The sequence below is a fragment of the Variovorax sp. GW821-FHT09B01 genome (genome assembly GCF_059418345.1).
This window is the reverse complement of sequence record NZ_JBWKPQ010000016.1, coordinates 16,057-40,334: the sequence shown is the minus strand read 5'-3', so window position 1 is coordinate 40,334 and position 24,278 is coordinate 16,057. Positions and strand designations below refer to the sequence as shown.

Genomic DNA, 24,278 nt, shown 5'->3' with positions numbered 1-24,278 from the left:
GCGCGCATCATCGCGCAGGCGCCACTTCGCTCGCGCGACGGCGCAGCAGCAACCATCCGAACAGCGGGGCGGTGACGTACATCGCCACCGAGTACACCGCAGCCGGCAGCGCGAGCTGGAAGCTGCCGAGCACGCTGACCGCGACGAAGATCGCCAAGGTGGAGTTGTGGATGCCGATCTCGTAGCTGATGGCGGTGGCCAGCGGCTTCTCGAGGCCCGCGGCGCGGCTCAGGTAGTAGCCCGCGAGCAGGCTCAGCACGTTGAACAGCACCACCGGCAGGCCGATCTCGGCGAAGGTGGCGGCCATGGTCTTCCACTCGTTCGCGATCGCCAGCACCGTGACCACCGCGAGCACCACGCCGCTGAAGATCTTGGTCGGCTTCTCCATGCGCGCCGCGAAGCCGGGCCGGCGCGAGGCCACGAACATGCCGATGGCCACCGGGATCAGCACGATGGCGATCACCTCGACCAGCTTGCGCGTCTGCAGCGGCACCACCTGGCCGCTCTGCGCGAAATGGTTGATGGCCCAGTTGGCGATCAGCGGCAGCGTGACGATCGACAGCAGCGTGTTGACGGCCGTGAGCGAGATGTTCATCGCCACGTTGCCGCCGAACAGATGCGAGAACAGGTTGGCCGAAATGCCGCCGGGCGAGGCCGCGAGCAGCATGAGCCCGATCGCGAACACCGGCGAGAGCCCGAAGCCCACGATGATCGCGTAGCAGGCCAGCGGCAGGCCGATGACCTGCAGCAGCAGCGCGATGGTCACGGCCTTCGGATGCCGGAACAGGCGCCGGAAGTCGTCGAGCGAGAGCGACAGCCCGAGCCCGAACATCACGAGCGCGAGCGCGCCGAACAGGAAGCGGGTCACGATGAGCGTGGCGTCCATGGGTGTTGTCTCCTCATTCGTCGTTCTAAAAAAATGGCTGCCGGCCCCCGTCGCGCGGGTGCTGGCAGCCTGGGAAACCGGGGTCGACGCGTCTTAGTTTTTGTAGCTGTCGTCGATGCGGTCGAGCTTGCGGATCAGCGAGGGCCAGACGAACATGCCGCCGAGGCCGCCGCTTTGCACCTTCATGGCCTGGCCCACGCCTTCGATGATCTGCGGGTTCACGTGCGTGAGTTCGCTGCCGCCCGATTGGGCCGCGATCTGGATCTGGCAGGTGTTCTCGAAGGTGTACATCGAAAGGAACGCATCGGCAATGGTCTTGCCGCAGGTCAAGAGGCCGTGGTTGCGCAGCATCAGGAAGTTGGCGTGGCCCATGTCGGCCTGCAGCCGTGGCTTCTCGTCGTCGCGGAAGGCCACGCCCTCGTAGTCGTGATAGGCCAGCGAGGCCAGCACGAAGGTCGACTGCTGGCTGATCGGCAGCACGCCGTTCTTCTGCGCGCTGACGGCGATGCCGGCCTTGGTGTGCGTGTGCAGCACGCACTGGATGTCCTCGCGCGCCGCATGCACGGCGCTGTGGATCACGAAGCCGGCCGGGTTCACGGGGTAGGGCGAGTCGATGATCTTGTTGCACTGCTGGTCGACCTTGACCAGGCTCGAGGCCGTGATCTCGTCGAACATCAGGCCGTAGGGATTGATCAGGAAGTGGTGCTCGGGGCCGGGCACGCGCGCGCTGATGTGGGTGAACACGAGGTCGCTCCAGCCGTACAGCGCCACCAGGCGGTAGCAGGCGGCGAGGTCGACGCGCAGCTGCCATTCCTCGGCGGAAACGAGCTTCTGGACTTCGGATTGGGTGGTGGCGTTCATGGTGGGGGTCCTTTGGAGGTATGGGTTCAGGCCGTGGCCGGCTCCTTCAGTGCCGCCTTGTAGATGCTCTGCTTCGGCTGCGCCATCACGCGCCGCAGCATCGGCTCGAATTCGGCGATCGGCAATGTCTCGGCCTTCGGGTCGAAGGCCGGGTTGTCGTAGAGCGCGCAGAACTCGGCCGTGCGCTCGTAGTGGGGATGGTCCTTGAAGTTGTCGCGCATGTCGCGGTCCAGGCCGATGTGGTGGAAGAAGTAGTGGCCCTGGAAGATGCCGTGGTTCTGCACCATCCAGTGGTTGGCCTCGCTCACGAAGGGCTTGAGGATCGCGGCGGCGATGTCGGGATGGTTGAAGCTGCCGAGCGTGTCGCCGATGTCGTGCAGCAGCGCGCACACCACGTACTCCTCGTCGCGGCCGTCGCGCAGCGCGCGCGTGGCGGTCTGCAGCGAGTGGGTGTAGCGGTCGACCGGAAAGCCGCCGTAGTCGCCCTCGAGGATCTGCAGGTGCTTGATCACGCGCTCCGGCAGGCCGCGCGTGAACTGCATGAATTCGCCGCCGATCAGCTGCCAGTCCTCGCGCGTGCTGTCCTGCATGGTCTTGAAGCTTGCCCGTGCATTCATCGTTGTCGTCTCCGGTGGGTCTCTCGTTCGTGGGTGAGGGCACTGTAGACCCGGGCTTGACGCTCAACTGTCAAGAATTTGACAATTGAGGCTGCTGGTAAACCCCGCCCGCGCCTGTCGCCGACTTGTCTCGCGCCATCGGCCTCCACCTTTTTCCGGCCACCGCCGCACCGCATGTCCGCTCCCGCCAAACCGCGCCTGTCCGCCCCCCATCGCGCGGCGATGGAGTCCAACCCCTGGTTCATGAGCATGCCGCGCGCGCAGCGCGAGAACCTGCTGGGCGCGGCCGAGCTGATCCACCTGCGGCGCGGCGCCATGGTGTTCCGCCAGGGCGATCCGGTGATCGCCGACGGCGGCTTCTTCGGGCTGGCCGCGGGCACCATCAAGATCTCGTCGCTGCGCCAGGACGGCCGCGAGGCGATCCTCGCGGTGCTCGAGCCCGGCAACTGGTTCGGCGAGATCACGCTGATCGACGGCTCGCCGCGCACCCACGATGCCACCGCGCTCGAGGCGCTCGACCTGCTGGTGATTTCGCCGCAGTCCTTCGGCCAGCTGATGCGCGACGTGGTGTTCGCCAACGCGATCGCCGCCATGCTGGCCGCGCGCGTGCGCATGCTCTACGGCCTGGCCGAGGACGCCACGCTGCGCAGCCTGCGCGCGCGTGTCGCGCACCGCCTGCTGGTGCTGGCGCGCGGCGATGCCACGCAGTCGCAGCACACGCGCCAGCGCGTGGCGCTGCCGCAGGAGGCGCTGGCGATGATGCTCGGCGTGACGCGCCAGACGCTGTCGAAGGAACTGAATGCGCTGGCGGGCGAGGGCGTGGTCGCGCTGGGCTACGGGCGCATCGAGCTGGTGTCGCTCGACGCGCTTCAGCAGCTGGTACGCGCCGGCTGAACGCGCCGGCCCAGCAGCGCCACCGAACAGGCCGCCGCGACGACGATCGCCACGGCCACGGCCATCACCGCGAAGAAGGCCTGGTCGAAGGCCGTGTGCGCGAGCGCCACCAGCTGCGTGCCGATCTGCGTGGGCAGTGTCTCGGCCGCGAGCAGCGCGCCGTCGATGCCGTCGCGCGCCGAGGCCGGCACCGCCAGCGTGTCGGGAATGGCCAGCGTGGCCGTGTAAGTCGACGAGAGCACGCTGCCGAGCAGCGCGATGCCGAGCACGCCGCCGAGTTCGTACGACACCTCCTCGATCGACGCCGCCATGCCCGCGTGTTCGGCCGGCGCGTTGTTCATGATCGCGTTCGAGGCCGCCGTGATGGTCGCGCCCACGCCGAGGCCCAGCAGCACCAGCACCGCGAGCTTGAGCACGCCCGTGGCATCGACGGCCAGCGCCAGCCCGCACAGCGAGAGCGCCGTGGCCAGCAGGCCGCCGAGGATCAGCGGGCGCGAGCCGGTGCGCGACAGCACCATGCCCGCGAGCGGCCCCGCCACGAAGGCGGCGAGCGGCACCGGCAGGATCGTCAGGCCGGCCTGCAGCGGCGAGAGGCCGGTCACCAGCTGCAGCCGCTGGCTGAACACCAGCTCGACGCCGATCAGCGCCACCGAGGCCACGATGGCCGCGATCACGCCGCCCGAGAAATACGGGTCGCGGAACAGCCGGAAGTCGACCAGCGGGCTCGCGCTGCGCCGCTGGCGCCGCACGAACAGCGCCATGGCCAGCAGGCTCGCGGTGGCGCTGATACCCATCGCGAGGCCCGAGGGCACGGGCTTGGCGAATTCCTTGATTGCGAGCACCAGGCAGACCAGCGCCACGAACACCTGCACCGAGCCGATGACGTCGAAGGGCTTCGGCTGCGCGGTGGCGCCCGCGCGCCGCCCCGGCAGCAGCCAGGCGCCGAGCACCAGCGCGAGCACGACCACGGGCACGTTGATGAGGAACACGGAGCCCCACCAGAAGTACTCGAGCAGCACGCCGCCGACCACCGGGCCGAACGCGGCGCCGCCCGAGGCGACCGAGGCCCAGACGCCGATGGCGACCGCGCGTTCGCGCTCGTCGGCGAAGGCGAGCCGGATGATGGCCAGCGTGGCCGGCATCATCATCGAGGCGCCCACGCCCAGCAGGCCGCGCGCCGCGATCAGCGCCGCGGGGCTGCCGGCATAGGCGGCGCACAGCGAGGCCACGCCGAAGACGATCAGGCCCGCGAGGAACATGCGCTTGTAGCCCACGCGGTCGCCGAGCGCGCCCATGCCGAGCAGGAAGCCCGACACCACCACCGTGTAGGCGTTGACGATCCAGAGCTTCTCGGACGAGGAGGCCGCGAGGTCGTGCGTGAGCGTGGGCAGCGCCGTGTAGAGCACGGTCATGTCGACCACGATCAGCAGCAGCGCCATCGAGACGATCACCAGCGTGATCCATTTCTTGAACACGGTATTCATCGCTCAGGCCTCCAGTTCCTTGAGCATCGTGACCGAGACCGGCGTGCAGCCGCGCGCCTCGAAGAAACGGTGCGCGCCCTGGTTGCCGATGCCGCTCTCGAGGAACAGGCGCGCGATGCCGCGCTGCCGCAGTTCGGCGCAGACCCAGTCGAACAGCTGGCCGCCGACGCCGGCCGACTGGAACGGCGCATCGACCACGAGGTCGTCGAGCGTGGCGAAGGCGCGCGCGGCGCGCCGGGCCTCGTCGATGGACACCAGCGCGATCGCGGCCAGCGCATCGCCGGCATGCGCGGTGGCGATCAGCGAGGCGGCCGTGGCCGGCGGCAGCGCGAGCGTTTCGCGCAGTTCGGCGCGCAGCACTTCGGGCAGGTCGCGGCGCCATTCGCCGGGCGCGACGGCGCGTGCGCCCTGCAGCTCGGAATGCGAGATGTAGCGCGGGCTCAGCTGGCGCATGAACAGCGCGGCGATGGCGGCTTCCTGCGCGGGGTCGTGGCACCAGTGCAGGGTCAAGGGGGAGGTGTGGATGCGGGGCATCGCGAGACGGGAGATCGGCATACGAACGAACTTCTCTTTTCAGGGACGGGGCGAGGTCGCCTCGCCTGGACCGCCGATCTTGCTTCAATAGAATGGATGAATAAAGATGAAACCCATCTGATAAATAGATAGAAGAGGCCGTGCCATGGAATGGACCGTCGACCAGTTGCGCCAGTTCGTCACCACCGCCGACTGCGGCTCGTTCTCGGCGGCCGCGCGCCGGCTCGGCAAGGCGCAGTCGGCCGTGAGCACGGCCATCGGCCTGCTCGAGGCCGACCTCGGCGTGGCGCTGTTCGATCGCTCGCGGCGCAATGCGCAGCTGTCCGAGGCGGGGCAGGTGCTGCTGCTCGAGGCGCGCGAGCTGTTGCGCCAGGCCGAGCAGCTCGACCAGCGCGCGCGTTCGTTGCACGACGGCAGCGAGGCCGCGCTCTCGATGGCCTTCGACGAGGCGCTGCCGTACACCGCCATCGCCACGCTGTTGCGCGAGATCTCGGTGAAGTACCCGAACCTCGAGCTCACGCTGCTCAACGGCACCGCCACCGAGGTGGCCGACTACGTAGAGCAGGAGCGCGCGAGCGTGGCCTTCCATTTCGACCGCGGCCCGGCGCGCGCCTGCTTCGAGCTGCGCCGCATCGGCAGCGTGCCGCAGGGCGTGTTCGTGGCGGTCGACCATCCGCTGGCCGATGGCCGCACCGTGCGGCGCAAGGACCTGGTCGGGCACCGGCAGCTGCTGATGCATGCGGACGACGTGCACGAGGTGGCCTACAGCCCGCGCGTGTGGCGCTCCGACAGCTTCTACAGCACGGCCGAGATGGTGGCCGACAAGCTCGGATGGGCCGTGCTGCCCGTCAACATCGCGCACTACGAGGGCTACCGCCAGGCCCTCAAGGAACTGCCGTGCCCCGCGCTGGCACTGCCGCGGCTGTCGGTGCGCATGCTGTGGCTGCAGGGGCGGCCGCTGGGCGCCACCGCGCGCTACGTGCAGCAGCGCTTCGCGGAGCTGCTGCTCGACAGCACGGCCTGAGCCGCTGCGCGGCTTCGCCCCGACCTTCCTGAACCGATGCATTCCGCCCGCGGGCGGCGGCCTGCGCACGCCTGTCCGGTGGCATGGCTCTTGCGAAGAAGTCGCCCGATGGGAAACTTATTCACCAATCTTGGGCAACTCCTGATACAGGACTTACCCCTGAAATGATGGATTTTGCTTCTCAGGGAAAGCGATATGTTTCCCATTGGGAAACAAAACTAATCTTCGCGCAGCTTCACCGCCCGTGCACGAAAACGGGCAACCCACGCCGCCACCGCCCCCGAGGCGGGCGGTCCCCGTCAGCAGAGCCATCAACCTCGCATCGGAGAGCCACCACCATGAATCACCCCGCCAATCCCGCGCTGGCCCAGGAGGGACGGTCGGCCGAGACCGACAGCTCCGAAGTCAGCCGTGTCGTGTTCGCCAGCTCGGTCGGAACCATCATCGAGTGGTACGACTTCCTGATCTACGGCACCGCCGCCGCGCTGGTCTTCAACAAGATCTTCTTTCCCGCCGACGACCCGCTGATGGGCACGCTGGCCGCACTGGGCAGCGCGGCCGTGGGCTTCTTCGCGCGGCCCTTCGGCGGCGCGGTGTTCGGCTACTTCGGCGACCGGCTGGGCCGCAAGTCGATGCTGCTGCTGACGCTCGCGATCATGGGGCTCGGCACCTTCGCCATCGGCCTGCTGCCGACCTACCAGCAGATCGGCGTCTGGGCGCCGATCCTCTTGATCGTGCTGCGCATCGTGCAGGGCATCGGCCTGGGCGGCGAGTGGGGCGGGGCGGCGCTGATGGTGCTCGAGCATGCGCCGAAGCGCCGGCGCGGGCTCTGCGGCAGCCTGGTGCAGGTCGGTTTCCCGATCGGCCTGATCCTGTCGGCCGGTGTCTACTCGATGGTGTCGACCTTGCCCGAGGAGGACTTCATGGCCTGGGGCTGGCGCGTGCCCTTCCTGCTGAGCGTGGTGCTGGTGGCGCTCGGTGCCTTCATCCGCACGCGGGTGTCGGAGTCGCCGGTGTTCCTCGAGATGAAGGCCAAGAAGGAGATCGCGCGCAACCCCTTCGCCGAGGCCGTGTTCCGCGACCCGAAGAACTTCCTGATCGCGGTGGGCCTGAAGATCTGCGAGGTCTCGTGGGTCTACATGCTCACGGTGTTCATGGTGGTCTACGCGACCAAGAACCTCGGCCTGCCCAAGGAGATGCTGCTCAACGCGATCATGGTCGCGGCGGCGATCGAGGTGGTGACGATTCCGCTGTTCGGCTGGCTGTCGGACATCATCGGCCGCCGCCCGTTCTACTTCGCGGGCACGCTCTTCACCATCGTCTTCGCGTTCCCGCTGTTCTGGCTGGTGGACACGCGCGATCCGTGGATCATCATCGCCGCGACCGCGGTGGCGCTGAGCTTCGGCCACGGCCTGATGTTCGGCCCGCAGGCCACCTACTTTCCCGAGCTCTTCGGTGCGCGCGTGCGCTACACCGGCGCCTCGTTCGGCTTCCAGGTGTCGGCCGCGCTCGGCGGCGGGCTGGCGCCGATCCTCGCCACCCTGCTGGTGGGCAAGCTCGGCGGCACCGCGGGCGTGTCGATCATGCTGATCGGCCTGGCCTGCGTGACCCTGGTGGCGGCCTTCTTCGCGCACGAGACGCGCGACGACTCGGTGCGCAACTTCTGAGCGCGGCCGCATGACCTTCGTCGTGACCGAAGCCTGCATCGCATGCCGCTATGGCGAGTGCGTGTCGGTGTGCCCGCAGAACGCCTTCCACGAAGGACCGAACTTCGTGGTCATCGATCCGCGCGCCTGCGCCAACTGCGGCCTGTGCGAGATGGTGTGCCCGGTGCAGGCGATCCATCCCGCGGCCGACCTCGCGCCCGACCAGCGCGACTGGATCGCGCTCAATGCGCGGCTCGCGGCGCAGTGGCCGGTGGCGGTCGACACCCGGCCGCTGGCCGATGCCGACGCGCATGCCTTCGACACGGCCAAGCGCGAGCGCCTGATCCTCGAGCCATGAACCCCAACGCCTTTTCATCCAGAACGAAAGACCCGCGAATGCACATGACCTTCCTGCTCTACGAGGGCATCGAGCCCGTCGACCTCGCCGCCATCGGCGTGGTCTCGATGGCGCGGCGCGTGATCCCCGAGCTCGGCTACCAGGCCGTGTCCTTCGACCGCGCGCCGGTCACGCTCGCCAACGGGCTGCAGGTGCTGCCGAACAAGAGCTTCGAGGAGGTGCGCGAGGTCGACGTGCTGCTGGTGCCCGGCGGGCCCGGCTGGCGCGCCGCCTCGCAGGACGCGCGCGTGCTCGAGTTCGTGCGCCGCGTGGCGCCCGAAGCGCTGGTCTGCTCGGTCTGCACCGGCGCAATGATCCTGGCCGAGGCCGGCGTGCTCGACGGCCTGCGCGCGACCACCAAGTTCGAGGTGGTGCCACCCGAGACCTCGCCGCTCGATGAGCTGCGGCAACGCTATCCGGCGATCCGCACCGAGCCCGCGCTCGTGGTCGACAACGGCCGCGTGGTCACCGGCGGCGGCGTCACGCTGTGCATCGACGCCGTGCTGTACCTGATCGAGAAACGCTTCGGCCCCGCACCCGCGGCCGAGGTGGCCCGGATCATGGAATACGGCGCCGCGCGCGAGGCCAACCGGCTGCGCTTCGCGGGCTGAGCGCTTTCGATTTTCAAAAGTTGTCCAATGGGAAACTTCGATCTAGAATCGAATCCACCCGCTGCGGCGATGTCCCCCGTCCCCACCCATCCATTCATCCACAGGAGTCAAACACCATGTCCGCCGTCTTCAAGGAACGCCTCTCCGGCAAGCTGCAACCCACCATCGGTGGTTCCGTCTACGTCGATCCCGCCACGCTCGAATGGCGGCCCTCGCAGTTTCCGAAGATCCAGATGAAGGTGCTCTACCGCAACGACGCATCGGGCGAGATGACGGTGCTGCTCAAGTGGGAACCCGGCGCGGTGCTGCCGTTCCACAAGCATCCCGAGATCGAGCAGAGCTGGGTGCTCGAGGGTTCGTTCTCGGACCACGACGGCATCTGCCGCGCGGGCCAGTTCGTCTGGCGCCAGCCGGGCTCGCTGCACGAGACGCGCTCGGACGAAGGCTGCACCATCCTCGCGATCTATCGCAAGCCCAATGTGTTCTTCAACGCGGCGGGTTTCGAAGCCGACAAGAACTGAGTTCTTCCTGCGCGGTGCCGGCCATCCGGGCAACCGGTTGTGCCGGCGGGTAAACCGGTTCCGTTAAATTCGGAGCATGGTTGCTTCAAAGAAAACCGCCCGCGCGCCCAAGCGTGCGGCGGCCCCCGCCGCTGCCGCCGTTGCAGCGGCCCCCGCCGAGGTGCCGGCCCATGTGGACCTCGGCGTGCGCCTCAAGCAGCGGCGCCTCGAGGCGGGCCTCACGCTCGCGGCGCTGGCCGAGCAAGCCGGCTTCGGCAAGGCCTATCTCTCGCGCATCGAGAGCGGCCAGAAGGTGCCGCCGATCGGCTCGCTGGCGCGCATCGCGAGCGTGCTGGGCATCGAGGCCGCGAGCCTGCTGACCGACAACACGCACGCGCAGCAGAGCTGGCGCGGCGTGAGCCTGGTGCGGCATGCCGACAAGCGCCCGACCGTGATGGGCGGCAGCGCCTTCGGCTACGACTACTTCGCGCTGACCGACGCGACCACCGACCGCGCGCTGCAGCCTTTCCTGTTCACCTTCCCCGACAAGGTCGACAAGTTCGTGTTCTTCGAGCACGAGGGCGAGGAGATGATGCATGTGCTCACGGGCCGCGTGGAGTGGCAGGTCGGGGTCGACAAGTTCATCCTCGAACCCGGCGACACGCTGCATTTCGACGCGCGCATCCCGCACCGCGGGCATGCGCTCGCGGGGCCGGCCACGGCGCTGGTGGTGATCTATTCGCCCGTGGGCTACCACCCGAACCTGGCTTGAAGCCTCAGCGCAGAACGCGTCCGTCGGCCGAGATGCTGATCAGGTCGATGCTGCGCACGTTGTCGCGCAGGCCCGGGCGCAGGTTGATGCGGAAGCCGCCGACGTCGTAGTCGGTCATCGCGCTCATCACGCGCTGCAGGCTCTGCGGCGTGAAGCCGCGGCCCGCGCGGCGCACCGCCTCGCCCACGGTCTTGGCGGCGATGAAGCCCTCGAGGCCCTCGTACGAGGGCGCCTGGTCGGAGTTGTCGACCGCGGCGCGGTACTCCTTGACGATCGGGATCGCCGAGGGCCGCGGCGAGGGCACGACCTGCGAGATCACGATGCCGCCGATGTCCTTGCCGAGCTCGGCGTAGAGCGGGTCGATGCCCACGATCGAGAAGGCCATGAAGCTGCCGGTGTAGCCGCTCTTGCGCAGCGCGCGGATGGCATTGGCCGTGGTGCCCGAGAGCGACACCAGCACGATGGCCTGGGGCGAGGGCTTCTGCACGGCCTTGAGCGCATCCTCGAGCGGCTTGCCGCCGCCCGCGGGCACCAGCGCGGTGGCGACCAGCGGCGGCAGCTTGAGTTCGCTCACGGCCTGCTGCACCGCCGCGAGGCCGGCATGGCCCATCGCATCGTCGTCGCCGACCAGCGCGATGCGGGTCTGCCCCACGGTGGCGCACTGGCGCACGATCTTCAGCGCCTCGTCGATCATGCCGGGGCGCACATGGAACACGTTGGGATGCGCGGGGCCGCGCAAGGTGTCCGAGGCCGCGAAGGGCGCGAACAGCAGGCTGCCCTGCTGGGTGGCGACCTCGGCGCCGGCATTGCTGCTGGCGGTGCCGACGAAGCCGAACAGCATGTCGGCCTTGTCGCGCGACAGCAGGGTGCGGGCGTTGGCCGCCGCGCGGCTCGCGTCGTAGCCGTCGTCGAGCTGCAGCAGCTTGAGCTGCAGGCCGCTGGCGGCATTGCGTTCGTTGAAGTCGCTCACCGCGAGCCGGCTGCCGGCCGCGAAGGCCAGGCCGATCTCGCCGGCCGTGCCGGTCAGCGGCACCGACTGGCCCAGCAGCACCACGCGGGCGCCGCCGGCCGCGGCCGCGCGGGTGGCCTGCGCGAACGCGCGCGGCCCGGCCGTGCCCAGGGCCAACAGGGCGCCCGTCTTGATCAGCCACTGTCTGCGTGCGTCGTTCATCGGACACCCTTTGCTCAAAATAGTAAAAAAGTGTAGCAATTTGGATGCCCGGCGGGAAGTTTTGCGCACTGCAGAATCGCCGGCATGAACAAGATCGCTGTGCTGGCACTGGGATGTGCCGTGGTGGCCGGTTGCACCGACCTGGCCCGGAACAGGGCGCCACAGGCGCAGGAGGCCGACTTCTCGCAGGGCGGGACCGGGACGCCGACGCTGGAGATCGCCGCGCCGCCCACGATCGCGCCTCCGCCCATGGCGGATCCGACACCGGCGCGGCAGCCAGCGCCGGTGTCCGATGCGCGCGTGCTGCAGCGCTCGATCCCGAGCTATCCCTCGCAACTGGCCGAGCAGGGCGTGGCGGGCACGGTGGTCGCGGCCTTCGACGTGAACCCCGAGGGGCGCGCCGACCGGATCCGGATCGTCAGCTCGCCGCATCCGCTGCTGTCGCAGGTGGTGACGAAGTCCCTCGAAGCCTGGCGCTTCGAGCCGGCGCGCGACGCGAACGGCCAGGGCCTGCGCAGCGCGATGCGGCTGCCGTTCCGCTTCGTGGTCGAGGACTGACGCAGGCGCGCGCTCAGGCGCGCTCGAACACCAGGTCCCAGACCCCGTGGCCCAGCTTGAGGCCGCGGTTCTCGAACTTGGTCAGCGGCCGGTAATCGGGCTTGGGCGCGTAGTCGGCGGCGGTGTTGCGCAGCAGCGGCTCGGCCGACAGCACCTCGAGCATCTGCTCGGCATAGGGCTGCCAGTCGGTGGCGCAGTGGATGTAGCCGCCGGGGCGCAGGTGCTGCGCGAGCTTGGTCACGAACTCGGCCTGGATCAGCCGGCGCTTGTTGTGGCGCTTCTTGTGCCAGGGATCAGGAAAGAACACGTGCACGCCGGCCAGCGTGGCGGACTGCAGCATGTGGTCGAGCACCTCGACGGCATCGTGCGCGCAGATGCGGATGTTGGGGATGGCCTGCTCGCCGATGCGCTTGAGCAGCGCGCCCACGCCGGGCTCGTGCACCTCGCAGCAGAGGAAGTTGGTGTCGGGCCGCACGGTCGCGATGTGGGCCGTGGCCTCGCCCATGCCGAAGCCGATCTCGAGCACGGTCGGCGCCTCGCGGCCGAAGGCCGCGGCCAGGTCCAGCGTCTCCTCGCGGTAGGGCAGCAGGAACAGCGGGCCCAGCTCGGCGAAGGCGCGTGCCTGGCCGTCGGTGGTGCGGCCGCCGCGCTTCACGAAGCTCTTGAGGCGGCGGTGCAGCGGATGGGGCGAGGTGCTGTCGCCTGCGTCGTCGTCGGCGGGCGGAAGGTCGTGGGACACGGTGTCGGGAAAGGTCATTGCGGCCGCGAATTGTAGAGAGCGCGCCATGCGGGCACCCAGCCGGCCAGCGCCTCGGCGCACGAAGCACCGCGAGCGGGGCCCAGGCCGAGCACGCGCGCGGCCGCATCGAGCGCGGCGCGCGCGGCCTCGGGCGTCGAGGTGTCGAAGGCCGCCGCGCCGTTCTGCTTCGAGAGCTTGTGGCCGTCGGCGCCGCGCACCAGCGGCGTGTGCAGGTAGCGCGGCGTCGGCAGGCCGAGCGCGCGCTGCAGCAGGATCTGGCGTGCCGTGTTGTCGGCCAGGTCCTCGCCGCGCACCACGTCGCTCACGCCCTGGTCGGCATCGTCGACCACCACCGCGAGCTGGTAGGCCCAGGGGCCATCGGCACGGCGCAGCACGAAATCGCCGACCTCGCGGCCCACGTCCTGGCTTTGATCGCCGAGGCGGCGGTCGGTCCAGTGGAGCTCGCCCGGCGCCGCGGCCTCGAACTTCTGCGTGGCGAAGCGCCAGGCGCGCGCGGGCTTGCCATGCAGGCCGTCGCGGCAAGTGCCGGGGTAGACGCGTTCGCCATGGCGCTCGTGCTGCTGGCCCAGGCGCGCGAGCGCGGCGTCGATGTCCTTGCGCGAGCAGCCGCAGGGGTAGGCGAGGCCGCGTTCGCGCAGGCGCGCCAGCGCGGCCTCGTAGCGCGCGCTGCGCGCGGTCTGCCACACGGGCTCCTCGTCGGGGATCAGCGCGCAGTCGGCCAGCTGGCGCAGGATGCGCTCGCCCATGCCCGGCAGGCAGCGCTCGGTGTCGGCGTCCTCGATGCGCACCAGCCAGCGCGCCTGCGGGCCGCGCGCACGCACGTCGAGCCAGCTCGCGAGCGCGGCGACCAGCGAGCCCGCGTGCAGCGGGCCGGTGGGCGAGGGAGCGAAGCGGCCGACGGGAGGCATGAAGAACAGCAAGGGGCCGCGGCCGGCCCCGGAACGCGAACTACAGCGCCGCGAGCGCGAGCGACAGGCCCGAGACGAAGGCGTCCTCGACGCGATGCCCGATGCACCAGTCGCCGGCCACGCCGATGCGCGCCTTGGCGTCCCACAGGTGGCTCTGGCCCACCGGCACCTGGGTCTGGGCCTCGGCCCAGCACAGCGCCTGTGCATGGGCCGGCGTGGCATGGATGCCGGTGATCTCGGAGAAGGCGCGCAGCAGCTTGGCCTCGATGCGCGGCGCGTCGTCGCGCAGGTGTTCCTGCGACCAGGTGGCGCTGGCCTGCAGGGTCCAGCGCTCGATGCGTTCGCGGCCGGGCTTGGACGATTCGCGCGCCAGCCAGGCCACGCGGTGGTGCGTGCTGCGCGCGGCATTCCATTGCGGGCCGAGGTGCGACATGGTCGGCTGGTTGGCCTGCGGGAAGGCGATCATCAGCGTCCAGCACGGCGCGATGCGCACGGGTTCGACCTGGCGGCTGATGGTGCGCGACAGCTTGCCGTCCTCGAGCAGCGCGCGGGCGCGCGAAGGCGGCACCGCGAGCAGCACCGCGTCGAAGCCCGAGTACACGCGCTGCGAGTCGCCGGCACCGGCGGTGCGCAGCTGCCAGCGCGCGGCATCGAGCGCGTCGGGCTCGATGCGCGTGACCTGCGTGCCGGTGACCAGGCTGTCGCCCAGCGGCCGGGCCCATTGCGCCACCAGCGAGTCCATGCCGGGCTGGGCCACCCAGTGCGATTCGAGCGAGGGCAGCGCGGCCTCGGCCACGCGGCCGTGGGCATCGAGCACGCGCACGAGGTTGGCGCTCCAGCGCCGGCACAGGCCGGGCACGGTCTCGAGCGCCAGCGCGAAGCGCGCGTCGCGCACGGTGAAGTACTGCGCGCCGCTGTCGAAGCGGCCGAAGGCGGTGTCGACGCTGGCCATGCGGCCGCCCGCCCCGTCGCCGCGCTCGAACAGCGTGACGCGGTGGCCGGCCTGCACCAGCGTGCGCGCGCAGGCCACGCCGGCCATGCCGGCGCCGACGACGGCGTAGTGGCGCGGTGCGGCGGCGGAGGCCGTGTCGGGGGCTGTGTCGGGGGAGGGGGCCGGGGTTCGGTGGCGGTCTGCCTTGGCGCGAGGACGAGTGGTCATTGCTGGACCCTTTTCTTGTGACGAGGTGAAGACGGTTGGATGCTGCGCCGACTCTAACCCGGTCTTCGCGCGCGCCGCAGCCACCCTGGGGCAAACGACGATGCGCGCCGCGCGGGCATCAGCGGCCGCGATGGCGTTCGAGCAGCGCGAGCCGCGTGCCCTCGTGCTCGAACTGCGCGAGCCACCATTCGAGCGCGCGCCCGGGCTTGCCGGCCGCGCGCACGCGCCAGGCGCAGTGCATGGTGCCCAGCGGCGGCTGGCGTTCGGTGCGGCGCTCGACCAGGTGGCCGGCCTCGATGTAGGGACGCGCCATCGGCTCGGGCAGGAAGCCGCCGCCCAGGCCGTGCAGCTGCGCCGCGAGCTTGGCCTGCATGGTCGGCACCGTCAGCACGTCCTGCCCGCCGACCAGGTTGACCGTGAGGCCGGGACTGCTGCGCGCCGAGTCGGCCGCGGCCACGGCACGGTACTGGCGCAGCACCGCGTCGCTCAGGGGCTCCTCGAGCCGCGCGAGCGGATGGTGCGGCGCCATCGCATAGACGAAGCGCAAGGTGCCCAGCGGCCGGCTGCGCAGGCCGGTGGCGGTCAGGGCCAGGCTGGCGGCATCGAGCACCGCGCCGATCGCGAGGTCGGCCTCGCCGCTGGTCAGCGCCTCGATGGTGCCGAGCAGGGTCTCGTCGCGCAGCTTCAGGCGCGTCGGCGGCTCGAGCGCGAAGAAAGCGGTGGCGAGGTCGAGCAGCGGATCGCGCGCGATCACGCTGTCGACCGCGATCGTGAGCATCGGCTCCCAGCCGGTGGCCACGCGCTTCACGCGGTTGGCCACCGCGTCGATCTCGCCCAGCAGCCGCGCCGCCTCGCGCAGCAGTTCGGCGCCGGCCTCGGTCAATTTCGCCTGCCGCGCGCTGCGGTCGAACAGCAGCACGTCGAGCGCGTCCTCGATCTGGCGCACGCGGTAGCTCAGCGCGCTGGGCACGAGGTCGAGCGCGCGCGCCGCCGCGGCGAAGCTGCCGGTGTGGGCCACGGTCTGCAGCATGGCGAGCGCATCGGGGGTCAGCACGTCGCGGGGGCTGGGCATGGTCGCGGCTCCATCATTCAAAAAATTTGAATGATGCCATCAAAGCGCGGCGCTTTTCCCTCGGGGGCGCGGGCCTAAAGTTCTTCCCATCCGCTGCGCATCCGGCGCGGCATACGAAGAAGGCCGAAGGTTTCCCCCACGGGGCCCGGCCCAAGGAGTCCGACGATGTTGCAAGTCCGTAAATCCCAGGAACGCGGTTATGCCGACCACGGCTGGCTGCGCTCGTTCCACAGCTTTTCCTTCGCCAACTACTACGACCCGGCCCACATGGGCTTCGGCAACCTGCGCGTGATCAACGAGGACCGCGTGGCCGCCGGTGCCGGCTTCGGCACCCATGGCCACAAGGACATGGAGATCATCAGCTACGTGCTCTCGGGCGAGCTGGCGCACAAGGACAGCATGGGCAACGTGGAATCGATCCCGCCGGGCGACGTGCAGCGCATGAGCGCCGGCCGCGGCGTGATGCACAGCGAGTTCAACCACAAGGCCGACGAGACCACGCACTTCCTGCAGATCTGGATCCAGCCCAATGTGCGCGGCATCGAGCCGGGCTACGAGCAGAAGCAGTTCAGCAACGCCGAGAAGCGCGGCAAGCTGCGTCTCGTGGCTTCGCCCGACGGCAGCGACGGCTCGGTGACGGTGCATGCCGATGCGCGCCTCTTCGCGGGTCTGCTCGACGGCGAAGAGCAGGCCAGCCTAGTGCTCGACCCGACGCGAAAGAGCTATGTGCACCTGGTGCGCGGCGAGCTCGAAGTGAATGGCCAGAAGCTCCTGGGCGGCGATGCCGCGATGCTCGAAGGCGAATCGCAATTGACGCTGGCCGCCGGCAAGGACGCCGAGGTGCTGGTGTTCGACCTGGCCGCCTGAGCGGTGTAGAAGGGGAGGCGCCCTGTCCGCGGGGCGCGTCTTCCTGCTCACCCTCCTTGTTTTTCCCCGTTTCCCATCCACAACCACAGAGGAGTTCCCAGCAATGACCACCACCACCACCGCAACCCCCAATGGCGCGCAGGACACGCTCGCGCTGATCGGCCGCATCCTGATCGCCTACCTGTTCATCCCGGCCGGCATCGGCAAGCTCATGGGCTTCGGCGGCACCGTGGGCTACATCACCTCGGCCGGCCTGCCGCTGCCCGAGGTGGCGGCCGCGGTCGCGATCGTCATCGAACTCGGCCTGGGCATCGCGCTGCTGCTGGGCTTCAAGACCCGCTGGACCGCGATCGTCATGGCCATCTTCACCGTCGTGACCGCGCTGTTCTTCCACAAGTACTGGGCCGTGCCCGATGCGATGAAGATGATGCAGCAGATCAACTTCAACAAGAACATGGCCATCGCCGGCGGCCTGCTCGCCTTCGCCGCCTTCGGCCCGGGCCGCTTCAGCATCGACAAGCGCTGAGCCGCGCCCACCCATCCACCACGAGGAGCAACCGAACATGGCCAACATCGTCATCGTCTTCCATTCCGGCTACGGCCATACCCAGCGCGTGGCGCAGGCCGTGGCCGACGGCGCCGGCGCGCAACTGCTCGCCATCGACGCCGACGGCAACCTGCCCGAGGGCGGCTGGGAAACCCTGGCCGCGGCCGACGCGATCATCTTCGGCTCGCCCACCTACATGGGCGGCGTGAGCTGGCAGTTCAAGAAATTCGCCGATGCATCGTCGAAGGTCTGGTACACGCAGGGCTGGAAGGACAAGCTGTTCGCCGGCTTCACCAACAGCGCCACCATCAACGGCGACAAGGTCACGACCATGACCTACCTCTGGACGCTCGCGATGCAGCACAGCGGCATCTGGGTCAGCATGGGCATCCTGCCGACCAACAACAAGGCCGCCACGCGCGACTCGACCAACTACATCGGCGGCTACGGCGGCCTGCTGACGCAGTCGCCCTCGGACGCGAGCCCGGCCGAGATCCCCCGCGGTGACCTCGACACCGCGCGGTCTTTCGGCGAGCGCGTGGCCGCGGTGGCAAGATCGCGCGGCTGACCACCGCCTGCGCGGGCCGCCCCGGCCCGGGGCACCCACGGAGAGAACACGATGACCGACGCCACCCCCACCACCCGTTTGCTGCAACCGCATGACAAGGACCTGGGGGGCGGCTTCAACGTGCGGCGCCTGCTGCCCGCGGCCGTGCGCCGCTCGGTCGGCCCCTTCGTGTTCTTCGACCATTTCGGCCCGGCCACCGAGCAGCCGGGCAACTCGCACGACGTGCGCCCGCATCCGCACATCGGCCTGGCCACCGTCACCTACCTGTTCGAGGGCGCGATGATGCACCGCGACAGCATCGGCAGCGTGCAGGAGATCCTGCCGGGCGCCATCAACTGGATGACCTCGGGCCGCGGCATCGTGCACTCCGAGCGCAAGCCCGAGCGCCTGCTGGCCGAGAGCTTCGTCAATCACGGCCTGCAGCTGTGGGCCGCGCTGCCGCAGGCCCATGAAGAGGTCGAGCCCAGCTTCGAGCACACCGCGTCCGACGCCATTCCTGCCCTGTTCGAGCAGGGCGTGGGCGTGCGCGTGCTGGTGGGCGAGGCCTTCGGCGTGCGCTCGCCGGTCACGACCTTCTCGCAGACCGTCTACCTCGACATCGCCCTGCCGGCCGGCGCGAGCTTCGCGCTGCCCGCGCTGGCGCCCGAGCTCGCGGTCTACCCGATCGATGGCGACGTCGGCATCGACGGCGTCGTGGCACCGATGCACACCATGGCGGTGCTGGCCGACGGGCAGGGTGCCAACCTCACGGCACCCGTGACCGCGCCGGTGCGGCTGGTGGTGATCGGCGGCGAGCCGCTCGACGGTCCGCGCTACATCACCTGGAACTTCGTCTCGAGCCGGCGCGAACGCATCCTGCAGGCCGGCGAGGACTGGGCCGCGCAGCGCATGGGCCACGTGCCCGGCGAGACCGAGTTCATCCCGCTGCCGGGCAAGCCCTTCGGCGTGCGCGAGCCCGACACGGGCAGCACGCCCACCTGAGCGCGTTGCGCGGCTACAGCGTGAGCTTGTAGCCCTCGTGGCTCGCCACGAAGCCCAGCTTCTCGTAGAAGCGATGGGCATCGGGCCGGCGCTTGTCGGTCGTGAGCTGCACCAGGGTGCAGCCCCGCTCGCGGCAGCGCGCGATCGCCCACTCGAACATCCGCTGGCCCAGCCCCGCATCGCGCCGCTGCGCCGCGATGCGCACGGCCTCGATCTGGCCGCGCCATGCGCCCTGGCGCGCGATGCCCGGAATGAACGAGAGCTGCAGCGTGCCGACCACCGTGTCGCCCTCGGCCACCACCACCAGTTGCTGGTTCGCATCGGCCGCGATGGCCTCGAAGGCGGCGACGTAGCGCGCATCGACGGCATCGGGTGAAGCACCCGCGGCCTCGCGTTCGCGGCCCAGCGGATCGTCGGCGAGCAGGGCGACGATGGCGGCCAGGTCGGCGCGTGTCGCGGTTCTGAAAACTATTGGGTTCACTTGTGAAACTCTGTTGCATCGTTCGCGCGCCAGGCGGCGCGAAATGCCATCGTCCGATAGTAAAGTGCGCCCGCCGCGGGGGAGGGAACACCGGCCTCGCGACCCACAACCACAACGACGTTGAAGAAAGCGAGCGAGGCGAGATGGCCATTCAGAAGACGCCGGAAACGGCACCGGGCGAGTACGGCGACCTGTTCGAATTCCTGATGAAGGAACTCAAGCTGTTCCAGCGCAAGCTGCTGGTGATGCTCAAGCACGTGAAGACCGGCGAGTCGCAGATCTACAAGCAGGCCTGGTACGACTTCCACCTCAAGGACCGCCTGACCGCGCTGCTCAAGGCCGAGGACTATGCGGCGGTCGCGCAGCTGCCGATCAACAAGGCCGGCCAGACCGGCATCTACATCGAGACGCGCTACGTGAAGTCGGGCGAGGTGGTGGGCTTCCAGCTGGTGGAAGCGCGGCCGCACGAGGGCGGCCGCTATGTGGGGCTCACGCCGGCCGCGGTCTACACCGAGGCCGACGGGCGCCGCGTGCTGGCCTTCGCCGAAGGCCTCTAACTACTTGCCCAGCGTCACCGCTTCGGCCGGTGGCGCACCGTCGGGCGCATCGGGCAGCAGCTGCGACTTGCGGCGCGAGCCGCGCCAGGCCGAGTAGCCCACGCCGATCAGCAGCAGCACGCACAGCCCGATGAAGGTACCGCTGATCGGGCGCGTGATGAACACCGACATGTCGCCGCGCGAGAGCAGCAGCGCGCGGCGGAAGTTCTCCTCCACCATCGGCCCGAGCACGAAGCCCAGCAGGATCGGCGCGACCGAGAACTCGAGCGACATCAGCAGCGCGCCGATGATGCCGAACACCAGCACCTCCCAGATCTGGAACAGGCTGTTCTGCGTGCTGAACACGCCCACCGCGATGAAGAACATCGCCGCCGGGAACAGGTACTTGTAGGGCACCTTCAGCAGCTTCACCCAGACCCCGATCAGCGGCACGTTGAGCACCACCAGGATCACGTTGCCGATCCAGAAGCTGGCGATCAGGCCCCAGAAGATGTCCGGGTGCTCGGTGATCAGCTGCGGGCCGGGCTGGATGCCCTGGATCAGCAGCGCGCCGAGGATCAGCGCCATCACCGCGTCGCCCGGGATGCCCAGGCTCATGGTCGGGATGAAGTCGACCTGCGTCTTCGAATGCGCCGAGGCCTCGGGCCCGGCCACGCCTTCGATCATGCCGGTGCCGAAGGCCGCGGGCGTCTTCGACACCTTGCGCTCGAGCGCATAGGCGATGAAGGTGGTGATGGTCGGGCCGGTGCCCGGCATCGCGCCGAAGATCGTGCCCACGATGGTGCCGCGGATCATCGCGGGGAAGGCGCGCTTGAGCTCTTCCTTGCTCGGGCGCATGTCGCTGAGCTTGAGCGTGCCGGTGTCGCCGATGCTCTTCATGCGGTTCACGTTGAGCAGGAAGTCGGCCACGCCGAACAGGCCCATCGAGATCGCGACCAGCTCGAGGCCGTCGCTGAGCTCGGGCAGGTCGAAGGCGAAGCGGAAGCTGCCGCTGTTGACGTCGGTGCCGACCACGCCGCACAGCAGGCCGAACACCGTCATCGCCACGCCCTTGAGCGCCGAGCCGCGCGACATGGTCGAGCCCGCGAGCAGGCCCAGCATCATGATCGAGAAGATCTCGGTCGGGCCGAACTTGAACGCGATCTGCACCAGCAGCGGCGAGGCGAAGATCATCACCACGATGCCCACCGAGGCTGCGAAGAACGAGGAGATCATCGTCACGCCGAGCGCCACGCCACCCTTGCCCTGCTTGGTCATCGGGTAGCCGTCGAGGCAGGTCACCGCGTGCGGCGGGTGCGAGGGCATGTTCATCAGGATGGCGCCGATCGCGCCGCCGTACTGCGAACCGTAGAAGATGCCGGCCAGCATCAGGATGGCGGGCACCGGGTGCATCACGTAGGTGAGCGGCAGCAGGATCGAGATGGCCTGCAGCGCGCCCATGCCGGGCAGCACGCCGATGAGGTTGCCCACCAGCACGCCGAAGAAGGACCAGAGCAGGTTGGAGCCCTGGAACGCGACGCCGAAACCGAACCAGAGGTCGTGGAGCGATTGTCCGATCATGGTCTCAGCCTCCCCACTGGAACAGCGGCAACTGCAGGCTCAGCGCCCACCAGAACACCACCACCGCGATGGCCATCATCGCGAGCGCGAGCAGCAGCGCTTCGCGCAGCGTGTTGTCGCGGTCGCCGAGCGCCGAGATGAACACGATCGCGAAGGTCGCGGGCAACAGCCCGCCGTACTCGCCGAGCAGCAGGAAGGCCAGGATGCCCAGCACGATGCAGACGCAGCCGCGCAGGTCGGGCAGGCCGGCGGGATGGCCGTGCGAGACGGCGGCCTCGGGCGCCGGTTGCTGGCCGCGCGCCGAGATCACCATCAAGAGGCCGATGAAGGCCAGCAGCAGCCCGAGCGCGACCGGGAAGAAGCCCGGTCCCATGTGCGCGAGTTCGCCGACGCGATAGCCGTAGCCGGCATAGGCGGCGGCCAGTCCGACGATCACCATCAGGGCTCCGCCGTAATAGTCTTTCTTGAATTTCGATGGGGCGCGCGATGCCTGCGAGGCCGCGCCACCACCCGTGCTGTGCTGCATATGTCTCCTTCGGGCTGAAGCAATGCAGTCTAGGAAGCGGGCCTTTCAATCCCCTTTCGCAACACGCTTGCAAGGGCCTTCGAGGCCCAAAATACGTGTTATCACGTACGAGCAAGCGGCAATCGGAGGATCGCGCGCAGCCCGCCGCCGTTGGCGCTCTCGGGCATGTCGGCGCTGTCGAGCAGGATCTCGCCGCCGTTGCGCCGCGCATAGCCGCGCGCGATGGTGAGGCCGAGGCCGGCGCCCTGCATCGCGGGTGCGTTCGCGCCATGCGAGGCCGGGTCGCGCTGGAAGCGCTCGAACACGCTGGCACGCCGTTCGGGCGCGATGCCGGGGCCGCTGTCGCAGACCTCGGCCAGCGCCTGCGAGGCATCGCGCCGCACCGTCACCGTGATGTTGCCGCCGCGCGGTGTGTACTTGATCGCGTTGTGCACCAGGTTCGCGAGCAGCTCGTGCAGCTCCTCGGCGTTGGCGCGCACCGGGATCACGGGCGATGCCGCGTCCTCTTCCTCGTCGGGCGCGGCGAGGCCGTCGGCCGCGGTGTCGCCGCGCGCATCGACCCAGCCCAGGTCCTGGTCGTGCTCGCGCGCGAGCGGCAGGTACTGCAGCACCACCGCGCGCGCGATCGCGTTGAGGTCGACGATCCCGGGCGCGGCGGCCTCGGTCTCGTCCTCGTGCGTCGCATGCGCGAGCGCCAGCAATTGTTCGCTCAGGCGCCGCGTGCGCGCAAGCTGCGCGACGATCGCATGCAGCGATTCGCGCATGCGCTCGGGGTCGGTCTCGCGCACCGCGTAGCCGGCCTGGATCGACAGGATGCCCAGCGGCGTGCGCAGCTGGTGCGAGGCATCGGCGAGGAACTGCGAATGCTCGGCCACCATGCGGCGATGGCGGCCGATGTGGTGGTTGACCGCGTCGACCAGCGGCACCACCTCCTGCGGCACGCCGGCCGGGTCGAGCGGCTTGATGTCGTCGCGCGCGCGCTCGCGCAGCGAGCGGCGCAGCCGCTCGAGCGGGCGCAAGGTCCAGGCCACGCCCAGCCACACCAGCAGGGCCATCACCAGCACCATGCGTGCGGCGCGCAGCAGTTCCTGGCGCAGCGATTCGTCCACCGCGCGCTGGCGCGGGCCGGTGCCTTCGGCGGCCTGGATCAGCACGGTGTAGGCACTGCCCGCGTGGCTGTTGTAGACCGTCTGGCGCAGCGCGGCCACGCGCACCGGGTGCTGCTGGTAGACCGCGTCGTAGAACACCGGCGCGTCGTCGGCGCCGGTGGCGGTCTTCGGCGGCGGGGCGGGCAGGTCGGGCACGCCCATCAGCGTCTCCTCGGTGCCGGCCTCGCCCCTGGCCAGCGGCGCCGCGCCCACGTGCAGGTACTTGTAGCGCAGGTGGGTCGACTCGAACATCGCCTGCACCGAGAAGGCCTCCTGCACGCGCACGCTGCCGTCGCTCGCGACCACGATGCCGTTGGCCAGCGCCTGCACGGGCTCGAGCAGGCTCTGGTCGTAGGCGTCGACCAGGCTCTCGGTCAGCGCCTGGTAGTTGCTCCAGCTGTCGAGCGCGAGCAGCGCGACCATGCCCGGCAGCAGCAGCGCCAGCAGGCGCGCGCGGATGCCGAAGCGCCAGCTTTCAGTGGGGGGTGGAGACGGCGGCGGCGCGTGCGGGTCCATCGGCGATGCCTTCGAGCATGTAGCCCAGCCCGCGCACGGTGACGATGCGCACGTCGCTGTCGGCGAGCTTGCGCCGCAGCCGGTGCAGCACCACCTCGATCGCATCGGGTCCGGCGGTGCTGTCGTTGGTGAACACCTTGCCGAACAGCTGCGACTTGCCGACCGGCGAGCCGCTGCGCATCAGCAGCGCGCTCAGGGCCGCGTGCTCGCGCGGCGTGAGCGCCAGCAGCGTGCCGCGCAGCGTGAAGGCATGGCTCTCGCCGTCGTAGGCCAGCGAGGCGCACTGCAGCCGCGGATGCTGCCGGCCGCGGCTGCGCCGCACCAGCGCGGTCAGCCGCGCCTCGAGCTCGACCAGCTCGAAGGGCTTGGTGAGGAAATCGTCGGCGCCAAGATGGAGACCGCGCACGCGGTCCTGCAGCGCGCCCTGCGCGGTGAGGATCAGCACCGGCGTGCGGTCGTCGGCATTGCGCATGTCGGCCAGCACCGCGAGGCCGTGCTTGTCGGGCAGCCGCAGGTCGAGCACTACCGCGTCGTACTCGGTGCCGGCCATGAAGGCCTCGGCGGTGCGCGCATCGGGCGCATGGTCGGTGACGAAGCCGCTCTGCGTGAGCGCGCGCACCAGCCAGGAGGCCATGTCCAGTTCGTCTTCCACCAGCAGGATGCGCATCGCGGG

Annotated in this window: 28 protein-coding genes; 13 read left to right on the top strand and 15 right to left on the bottom strand. The window is 69.6% G+C overall.

The genetic code is table 11. The features are described 5' to 3' along the window. Positions 1-7: 7 nt before the first annotated feature. The 3 genes from AC07RV_RS31875 to AC07RV_RS31865 form a co-directional block, all read right to left on the bottom strand. Complete coding sequence (locus AC07RV_RS31875; RefSeq protein WP_296785197.1) at positions 8-886, bottom strand: bile acid:sodium symporter family protein; 879 nt, start codon at positions 884-886, stop codon at positions 8-10. Between the two features lie 93 nt (positions 887-979). After that, positions 980-1,747, bottom strand: a complete 768-nt coding sequence (locus AC07RV_RS31870; RefSeq protein WP_093344395.1) for a class II aldolase/adducin family protein — start codon at positions 1,745-1,747, stop codon at positions 980-982. A gap of 26 nt (positions 1,748-1,773) precedes the next feature. Then, positions 1,774-2,364 carry an HD domain-containing protein gene (locus tag AC07RV_RS31865; RefSeq protein WP_296785199.1) on the bottom strand — a complete coding sequence of 197 codons (591 nt, stop codon included), beginning with the start codon at positions 2,362-2,364 and terminating at the stop codon, positions 1,774-1,776. Positions 2,365-2,538: 174 nt separating this feature from the next. On the opposite strand from AC07RV_RS31865, the gene AC07RV_RS31860 reads away from it, so the two are divergent. Beyond that, positions 2,539-3,258 carry a Crp/Fnr family transcriptional regulator gene (locus AC07RV_RS31860; protein ID WP_296785202.1) on the top strand — a complete coding sequence of 240 codons (720 nt, stop codon included), beginning with the start codon at positions 2,539-2,541 and terminating at the stop codon, positions 3,256-3,258. Here the strand turns inward: AC07RV_RS31860 and AC07RV_RS31855 are convergent. Beyond that, a complete protein-coding gene (locus AC07RV_RS31855; RefSeq protein ID WP_296785204.1) occupies positions 3,234-4,742 on the bottom strand; it encodes an MFS transporter in 1,509 nt (502 codons plus the stop codon). The two genes, AC07RV_RS31860 and AC07RV_RS31855, sit on opposite strands and share 25 nt — an antisense overlap. A 3-nt stretch (positions 4,743-4,745) precedes the next feature. Further along, positions 4,746-5,297 (bottom strand): GNAT family N-acetyltransferase, encoded by a 552-nt coding sequence (locus tag AC07RV_RS31850; RefSeq protein ID WP_444814057.1) that lies wholly within the window; start codon positions 5,295-5,297, stop codon positions 4,746-4,748. Positions 5,298-5,421: 124 nt separating this feature from the next. On the opposite strand from AC07RV_RS31850, the gene AC07RV_RS31845 reads away from it, so the two are divergent. The 6 genes from AC07RV_RS31845 (at position 5,422) to AC07RV_RS31820 (ending at position 10,226) form a co-directional block, all read left to right on the top strand. Further along, the gene (locus AC07RV_RS31845; RefSeq protein ID WP_296785209.1) at positions 5,422-6,300 is read left to right on the top strand and encodes a LysR family transcriptional regulator; all 879 of its coding nucleotides are present in this window, start codon (positions 5,422-5,424) and stop codon (positions 6,298-6,300) included. A 338-nt stretch (positions 6,301-6,638) separates the two neighbouring features. After that, entirely contained in the window at positions 6,639-7,967 is a 1,329-nt protein-coding gene (locus AC07RV_RS31840; RefSeq protein ID WP_093344384.1) for an MFS transporter, read from the top strand. 10 nt (positions 7,968-7,977) lie between these two features. Continuing rightward, positions 7,978-8,304, top strand: a complete 327-nt coding sequence (locus tag AC07RV_RS31835) for a ferredoxin family protein (RefSeq protein WP_296785211.1) — start codon at positions 7,978-7,980, stop codon at positions 8,302-8,304. A gap of 38 nt (positions 8,305-8,342) precedes the next feature. Further along, positions 8,343-8,954, top strand: a complete 612-nt coding sequence (locus AC07RV_RS31830) for a DJ-1/PfpI family protein (RefSeq protein WP_296785213.1) — start codon at positions 8,343-8,345, stop codon at positions 8,952-8,954. Positions 8,955-9,070: 116 nt separating this feature from the next. Next, the gene (locus tag AC07RV_RS31825; RefSeq protein ID WP_057597523.1) at positions 9,071-9,475 is read left to right on the top strand and encodes a cupin domain-containing protein; all 405 of its coding nucleotides are present in this window, start codon (positions 9,071-9,073) and stop codon (positions 9,473-9,475) included. A 76-nt stretch (positions 9,476-9,551) separates the two neighbouring features. Then, a complete protein-coding gene (locus tag AC07RV_RS31820; protein ID WP_296785216.1) occupies positions 9,552-10,226 on the top strand; it encodes a helix-turn-helix domain-containing protein in 675 nt (224 codons plus the stop codon). Positions 10,227-10,230: 4 nt separating this feature from the next. On the opposite strand, the gene AC07RV_RS31815 is transcribed toward AC07RV_RS31820, so the two are convergent. Then, the gene (locus tag AC07RV_RS31815) at positions 10,231-11,397 is read right to left on the bottom strand and encodes an ABC transporter substrate-binding protein (protein ID WP_296785220.1); all 1,167 of its coding nucleotides are present in this window, start codon (positions 11,395-11,397) and stop codon (positions 10,231-10,233) included. A gap of 84 nt (positions 11,398-11,481) precedes the next feature. On the opposite strand from AC07RV_RS31815, the gene AC07RV_RS31810 reads away from it, so the two are divergent. Then, a complete protein-coding gene (locus AC07RV_RS31810) occupies positions 11,482-11,955 on the top strand; it encodes an energy transducer TonB (RefSeq protein WP_093344372.1) in 474 nt (157 codons plus the stop codon). A 13-nt stretch (positions 11,956-11,968) separates the two neighbouring features. Here AC07RV_RS31810 and trmB read toward each other — a convergent pair whose 3' ends face one another. The 4 genes from trmB to AC07RV_RS31790 all read right to left on the bottom strand — a co-directional run bounded on the left by trmB (position 11,969) and on the right by AC07RV_RS31790 (position 15,854). Further along, entirely contained in the window at positions 11,969-12,712 is a 744-nt protein-coding gene (trmB, locus tag AC07RV_RS31805; RefSeq protein WP_296785224.1) for a tRNA (guanosine(46)-N7)-methyltransferase TrmB, read from the bottom strand. After that, positions 12,709-13,623, bottom strand: a complete 915-nt coding sequence (gene gluQRS, locus AC07RV_RS31800) for a tRNA glutamyl-Q(34) synthetase GluQRS (protein ID WP_296785225.1) — start codon at positions 13,621-13,623, stop codon at positions 12,709-12,711. The genes trmB and gluQRS overlap by 4 nt, the downstream gene beginning before the upstream one ends. A 40-nt stretch (positions 13,624-13,663) precedes the next feature. After that, positions 13,664-14,782 (bottom strand): NAD(P)/FAD-dependent oxidoreductase, encoded by a 1,119-nt coding sequence (locus AC07RV_RS31795; protein ID WP_296785227.1) that lies wholly within the window; start codon positions 14,780-14,782, stop codon positions 13,664-13,666. 118 nt (positions 14,783-14,900) lie between these two features. Then, positions 14,901-15,854, bottom strand: a complete 954-nt coding sequence (locus AC07RV_RS31790; RefSeq protein ID WP_093344364.1) for a LysR family transcriptional regulator — start codon at positions 15,852-15,854, stop codon at positions 14,901-14,903. A gap of 165 nt (positions 15,855-16,019) precedes the next feature. Here AC07RV_RS31790 and AC07RV_RS31785 point away from each other — a divergent pair, with 165 nt between their 5' ends. The 4 genes from AC07RV_RS31785 (at position 16,020) to AC07RV_RS31770 (ending at position 18,817) form a co-directional block, all read left to right on the top strand. Next, positions 16,020-16,721 (top strand): pirin family protein, encoded by a 702-nt coding sequence (locus AC07RV_RS31785; RefSeq protein WP_296785230.1) that lies wholly within the window; start codon positions 16,020-16,022, stop codon positions 16,719-16,721. Between the two features lie 103 nt (positions 16,722-16,824). After that, positions 16,825-17,247 carry a DoxX family protein gene (locus tag AC07RV_RS31780; RefSeq protein ID WP_296785233.1) on the top strand — a complete coding sequence of 141 codons (423 nt, stop codon included), beginning with the start codon at positions 16,825-16,827 and terminating at the stop codon, positions 17,245-17,247. A 37-nt stretch (positions 17,248-17,284) separates the two neighbouring features. After that, a complete protein-coding gene (locus AC07RV_RS31775; protein ID WP_208512818.1) occupies positions 17,285-17,836 on the top strand; it encodes a flavodoxin family protein in 552 nt (183 codons plus the stop codon). A gap of 51 nt (positions 17,837-17,887) precedes the next feature. Next, a complete protein-coding gene (locus tag AC07RV_RS31770; protein ID WP_296785236.1) occupies positions 17,888-18,817 on the top strand; it encodes a pirin family protein in 930 nt (309 codons plus the stop codon). A gap of 13 nt (positions 18,818-18,830) precedes the next feature. Here the strand turns inward: AC07RV_RS31770 and AC07RV_RS31765 are convergent, their stop codons facing one another. Then, positions 18,831-19,298 carry a GNAT family N-acetyltransferase gene (locus tag AC07RV_RS31765; protein WP_296785239.1) on the bottom strand — a complete coding sequence of 156 codons (468 nt, stop codon included), beginning with the start codon at positions 19,296-19,298 and terminating at the stop codon, positions 18,831-18,833. Positions 19,299-19,441: 143 nt separating this feature from the next. Here AC07RV_RS31765 and AC07RV_RS31760 point away from each other — a divergent pair, with 143 nt between their 5' ends. Beyond that, positions 19,442-19,855: a hypothetical protein gene (locus tag AC07RV_RS31760; protein WP_208512817.1), complete on the top strand. Its 414-nt coding sequence runs from the start codon at positions 19,442-19,444 to the stop codon at positions 19,853-19,855. Here AC07RV_RS31760 and AC07RV_RS31755 read toward each other — a convergent pair whose 3' ends face one another. From AC07RV_RS31755 to AC07RV_RS31740, 4 genes are all read right to left on the bottom strand, one after another. Next, positions 19,856-21,415 carry a tripartite tricarboxylate transporter permease gene (locus tag AC07RV_RS31755; RefSeq protein WP_296785243.1) on the bottom strand — a complete coding sequence of 520 codons (1,560 nt, stop codon included), beginning with the start codon at positions 21,413-21,415 and terminating at the stop codon, positions 19,856-19,858. Between the two features lie 4 nt (positions 21,416-21,419). Next, entirely contained in the window at positions 21,420-21,941 is a 522-nt protein-coding gene (locus tag AC07RV_RS31750; RefSeq protein ID WP_371268817.1) for a tripartite tricarboxylate transporter TctB family protein, read from the bottom strand. A gap of 101 nt (positions 21,942-22,042) precedes the next feature. Then, a complete protein-coding gene (locus AC07RV_RS31745) occupies positions 22,043-23,605 on the bottom strand; it encodes a sensor histidine kinase (RefSeq protein ID WP_296785246.1) in 1,563 nt (520 codons plus the stop codon). Further along, positions 23,565-24,272 carry a response regulator gene (locus tag AC07RV_RS31740; protein ID WP_093344346.1) on the bottom strand — a complete coding sequence of 236 codons (708 nt, stop codon included), beginning with the start codon at positions 24,270-24,272 and terminating at the stop codon, positions 23,565-23,567. The genes AC07RV_RS31745 and AC07RV_RS31740 overlap by 41 nt, the downstream gene beginning before the upstream one ends. Positions 24,273-24,278: the final 6 nt, after the last annotated feature.

What these genes read in the sequence shown, in the direction of transcription:
- AC07RV_RS31875 (WP_296785197.1), bottom strand. Translation starts at nt 886, where the DNA reads ATGGACGCCACGCTCATCGTGACCCGCTTCCTGTTCGGCGCGCTCGCG.
- AC07RV_RS31870 (WP_093344395.1), bottom strand. Translation starts at nt 1,747, where the DNA reads ATGAACGCCACCACCCAATCCGAAGTCCAGAAGCTCGTTTCCGCCGAG.
- AC07RV_RS31865 (WP_296785199.1), bottom strand. Translation starts at nt 2,364, where the DNA reads ATGAATGCACGGGCAAGCTTCAAGACCATGCAGGACAGCACGCGCGAG.
- AC07RV_RS31860 (WP_296785202.1), top strand. Translation starts at nt 2,539, where the DNA reads ATGTCCGCTCCCGCCAAACCGCGCCTGTCCGCCCCCCATCGCGCGGCG.
- AC07RV_RS31855 (WP_296785204.1), bottom strand. Translation starts at nt 4,742, where the DNA reads ATGAATACCGTGTTCAAGAAATGGATCACGCTGGTGATCGTCTCGATG.
- AC07RV_RS31850 (WP_444814057.1), bottom strand. Translation starts at nt 5,297, where the DNA reads ATGCCGATCTCCCGTCTCGCGATGCCCCGCATCCACACCTCCCCCTTG.
- AC07RV_RS31845 (WP_296785209.1), top strand. Translation starts at nt 5,422, where the DNA reads ATGGAATGGACCGTCGACCAGTTGCGCCAGTTCGTCACCACCGCCGAC.
- AC07RV_RS31840 (WP_093344384.1), top strand. Translation starts at nt 6,639, where the DNA reads ATGAATCACCCCGCCAATCCCGCGCTGGCCCAGGAGGGACGGTCGGCC.
- AC07RV_RS31835 (WP_296785211.1), top strand. Translation starts at nt 7,978, where the DNA reads ATGACCTTCGTCGTGACCGAAGCCTGCATCGCATGCCGCTATGGCGAG.
- AC07RV_RS31830 (WP_296785213.1), top strand. Translation starts at nt 8,343, where the DNA reads ATGCACATGACCTTCCTGCTCTACGAGGGCATCGAGCCCGTCGACCTC.
- AC07RV_RS31825 (WP_057597523.1), top strand. Translation starts at nt 9,071, where the DNA reads ATGTCCGCCGTCTTCAAGGAACGCCTCTCCGGCAAGCTGCAACCCACC.
- AC07RV_RS31820 (WP_296785216.1), top strand. Translation starts at nt 9,552, where the DNA reads ATGGTTGCTTCAAAGAAAACCGCCCGCGCGCCCAAGCGTGCGGCGGCC.
- AC07RV_RS31815 (WP_296785220.1), bottom strand. Translation starts at nt 11,397, where the DNA reads ATGAACGACGCACGCAGACAGTGGCTGATCAAGACGGGCGCCCTGTTG.
- AC07RV_RS31810 (WP_093344372.1), top strand. Translation starts at nt 11,482, where the DNA reads ATGAACAAGATCGCTGTGCTGGCACTGGGATGTGCCGTGGTGGCCGGT.
- trmB (WP_296785224.1), bottom strand. Translation starts at nt 12,712, where the DNA reads ATGACCTTTCCCGACACCGTGTCCCACGACCTTCCGCCCGCCGACGAC.
- gluQRS (WP_296785225.1), bottom strand. Translation starts at nt 13,623, where the DNA reads ATGCCTCCCGTCGGCCGCTTCGCTCCCTCGCCCACCGGCCCGCTGCAC.
- AC07RV_RS31795 (WP_296785227.1), bottom strand. Translation starts at nt 14,782, where the DNA reads ATGACCACTCGTCCTCGCGCCAAGGCAGACCGCCACCGAACCCCGGCC.
- AC07RV_RS31790 (WP_093344364.1), bottom strand. Translation starts at nt 15,854, where the DNA reads ATGCCCAGCCCCCGCGACGTGCTGACCCCCGATGCGCTCGCCATGCTG.
- AC07RV_RS31785 (WP_296785230.1), top strand. Translation starts at nt 16,020, where the DNA reads ATGTTGCAAGTCCGTAAATCCCAGGAACGCGGTTATGCCGACCACGGC.
- AC07RV_RS31780 (WP_296785233.1), top strand. Translation starts at nt 16,825, where the DNA reads ATGACCACCACCACCACCGCAACCCCCAATGGCGCGCAGGACACGCTC.
- AC07RV_RS31775 (WP_208512818.1), top strand. Translation starts at nt 17,285, where the DNA reads ATGGCCAACATCGTCATCGTCTTCCATTCCGGCTACGGCCATACCCAG.
- AC07RV_RS31770 (WP_296785236.1), top strand. Translation starts at nt 17,888, where the DNA reads ATGACCGACGCCACCCCCACCACCCGTTTGCTGCAACCGCATGACAAG.
- AC07RV_RS31760 (WP_208512817.1), top strand. Translation starts at nt 19,442, where the DNA reads ATGGCCATTCAGAAGACGCCGGAAACGGCACCGGGCGAGTACGGCGAC.
- AC07RV_RS31755 (WP_296785243.1), bottom strand. Translation starts at nt 21,415, where the DNA reads ATGATCGGACAATCGCTCCACGACCTCTGGTTCGGTTTCGGCGTCGCG.
- AC07RV_RS31750 (WP_371268817.1), bottom strand. Translation starts at nt 21,941, where the DNA reads ATGCAGCACAGCACGGGTGGTGGCGCGGCCTCGCAGGCATCGCGCGCC.
- AC07RV_RS31745 (WP_296785246.1), bottom strand. Translation starts at nt 23,605, where the DNA reads ATGGACCCGCACGCGCCGCCGCCGTCTCCACCCCCCACTGAAAGCTGG.
- AC07RV_RS31740 (WP_093344346.1), bottom strand. Translation starts at nt 24,272, where the DNA reads ATGCGCATCCTGCTGGTGGAAGACGAACTGGACATGGCCTCCTGGCTG.